3 protein-coding genes are annotated in these 2,906 nt (G+C 53.2%); 2 read left to right on the top strand and 1 reads right to left on the bottom strand.

What is annotated here, in order from left to right:
- On the bottom strand, positions 1-748 hold a 748-nt coding region (locus ABX962_RS34000; RefSeq protein ID WP_372726107.1), incomplete at its 3' end, for a sugar MFS transporter.
- Between the two features lie 268 nt (positions 749-1,016).
- Here ABX962_RS34000 and ABX962_RS33995 point away from each other — a divergent pair.
- Positions 1,017-1,523, top strand: coding sequence for a glutathione peroxidase (locus ABX962_RS33995; RefSeq protein WP_372726108.1), 507 nt, complete (start codon positions 1,017-1,019; stop codon positions 1,521-1,523).
- Positions 1,524-1,858: 335 nt separating this feature from the next.
- Positions 1,859-2,740: a GDSL-type esterase/lipase family protein gene (locus tag ABX962_RS33990; RefSeq protein WP_372726106.1), complete on the top strand. Its 882-nt coding sequence runs from the start codon at positions 1,859-1,861 to the stop codon at positions 2,738-2,740.
- Positions 2,741-2,906: the final 166 nt, after the last annotated feature.

The raw sequence follows: 2,906 nt of genomic DNA, 5'->3' as shown, positions 1-2,906 counted from the left end.
TGCCCAGTGTGGCACTTTTCAAAATACTGCTGGTGATCTTGTTGATCCAGCTATCGGTTCCCAGTTCGACGTAACCAACCAAGGCGTGGGTCAGCAACAAAATGACAAAAAACGGAGCGATCAGCTTGGTGATCATACCGCCGTAAGAAACCGAACCGGATTGCGCGTGAGTCTGGGGAAAGCGTTCCTTGACCGCGATAAATCCGTACATTGCGGTCGGGATCAGGTAGGTTGCCAGCAGGATTTCCCAGCCAACACTGCCTTTCAAAAAAACAATCAAACCGCCGATAACCAATCCGGCGGGCCAACCCGCGTGCAGGATATTTAGATAGTGAGTCTTTTGTTCAGGGTAAATGGCCGCGGTCAACGGGTTGATCACCCCTTCGCAAATCCCGTTGCCGACCGCGAAAATGAACGCGGACCAAAACAAAATCATGTAAACCGCATCTTTGCCGGCCGCGTTAAATACCGGCGTGGCCGAGAACAACAGCACTGCGGAAATCACGTGACACACCAGCGCCGCCAACATCAACGGTTTGTACCCAATCCAGTCGGTCAGAAACCCTGCCAACAAAATGACAATCCCGAAACCGAGCAATCCCCCACCCGTGATCTGCCCCAATTCGGTCATGGTAAACCCGTACTGGGTCGACCAAACGTCAAGAAGTCCCGCACGTACGGCAAAACCGATACCAGCAGCGATCAAGGCTAGAAAGCCTGCAGAGAGAAGAAGTTTTCGGTTTTCCATAATGCCGGTTCGGTCCGTTGGAGGGGGAGGGAATTCAGATTGACCACGAAATGCTGGCAATCGAAAGTGGTTTCGTCAAGTAAGTCTGCCGTTATTTCGCCAGCAATGAGAGATTAATTCACCTCCACGCTCGTTGCTACTTACTCGCTCGCTATACTCTGCCTAAACAATCAAATTTGCTGCTCACCGCAGCTTCCCCCCTGCTATCGGAGTCCTCTCGATGCGTTTTCTGCTTGCCACTGCCCTCGTTCTCGGAGCTTTCACGACCATGGCGACCGCCCACGATGATCACGAATGTGCACTCGACTTCAAAGTCAAAAACATTGACGGTGAAACCGTGGACCTCGAAGACTACGAGGGCAAAGTGGTGCTAATCGTTAACACTGCCAGCGAGTGTGGGCTGACGCCTCAATATGCTGGACTGCAAGATTTGTACAAAAAGTACGAAGACAAAGGCTTTGTCGTGCTCGGTTTCCCCTGCAACCAATTTGGTACCCAAGAACCGGGCAGCGAAGCGGACATCAAATCGTTCTGCTCGACAAAGTACAACGTGACCTTTCCGATGTTCAGCAAGGTGGACGTTAACGGTAAAGACGCGACTGCGATCTACAAGTATTTGACCAGCAAAGATGTCAAACCGGCTGGCAAAGGCAAAATCAGCTGGAATTTTGAAAAGTTCCTGATCGACCGCGATGGTAATTTGGTCAACCGATTTGCCCCTCGAACGACGCCGGACGACGCTGAACTCGTCAAAGCAATCGAATCGGAACTGTAAGAAGTCGCCGGTTCCTTCACCGGCAACCGCCCCGTAAGCCGGCGGGTAAAGCGTTCAATCCGGCCGCTTGCACGACCACCGCGATGCCGACCGACAGCGACTAAACCGTTGCTATGTCGAGGGTTATGACGCGACCGGGGAGTGGCCGGAACCGTTTCCGGGGTGGTTGCATTTGCCGCACCGCCCAAAATTTCTGCGCCGTTTTGATAGCCTATCAATTAAGCTGCGGCGCAGCCTCTGTGGCGCGCAATGATCGCCCAAGACCGTCTTGGGCGTTTTTCCTGCATTCGCGACACGTAGTAACCACCCCAATACCCTCGCATCCCTTTCCTGTCATGCGTTCACTCTCTTGCTTTGCCACAATCGTCACTGGCATCTCGCTTGTTATTGGCAGCTTGTTCCCTCATTCGGCATCGGCCGAAACCACGAAACCTCTGCTAAACCCGAAGGATCGCGTGGCGATTGTCGGGGGAACCCTTGTCGAGCGGATGCAGAATAACGGTCAGGTCGAAGGTCAACTGCAATCTCGCCGTCCCGATTGGAAATTGACCGTCCGAAACTTGGGTTGGTCCGGCGATGATGTTCACGGCTACGCACGAAAACGCTTTGATTCGCCGCGAGAAGGCTATTCGCGATTGATGGCAGACATCGAAGTCGCTGACCCAACGGTGGTTTTATTGGCGTACGGATTTGCCGAAGCGAGCGACGGCGAGCGGGCGATCGGACGATTTGCTGACGGATTGAAGCGATTGATCCGTGACATTCAGCAAACCAATCGCCGTGTGATCTTGATGACGCCCTTTCCGCTGCCGGGCTTTAAAACCGAAAATTATCAAGAATCCATCGCTCAGGCACGTAAAATCGTGCAAACGGTCGGCAAAGAAACCGATTCCGCAGTGATTTCGATTGCTTGGGAACCGAGTGGCAAGGAAGTCACCGCCGATGGCTTGGTTCCCAACGAAATGGGCTATGCACGTTTGGCCAACGAATTAGCGGATGCGTTGGTGGGTGGCCATCCACACCCGGTTCAAAATGAACTTTCGGAGCAAATCGTTCGCAAAAATGAGCTTTTCTTTCACCAGTATCGGCCTCAGAACGAAACGTACCTGTTGCTGTTCCGCAAACACGAGCAGGGAAACAATGCGGTGGAAATCGGAGAGTTCCCGCCATTGATTGAAGCGGCGGACAAAAAAATCTGGGCCTCGGCAGCACAATAGTGCTCGATCGGCTCGGAAGTTTTGCCACACTTACTCTCCACCTGCTTGCCAGCATCCGCGCTGGGGCTTAGGCTTTTCCGTTTGCGCCGTGGGGATTTCCCCCCCGGGAATTTCCCCCCCCAAAGTTCTTGGGAGTTCGTTTGGTGTCGGGTACTTGTGTCATTGG

This window comes from Novipirellula sp. (genome assembly GCF_041583735.1).
In the GTDB taxonomy this organism is placed as follows: domain Bacteria; phylum Planctomycetota; class Planctomycetia; order Pirellulales; family Pirellulaceae; genus Novipirellula.
The sequence above is the reverse complement of the archived record's forward strand: the minus strand, read 5'-3'. Positions and strand labels throughout refer to the sequence as shown.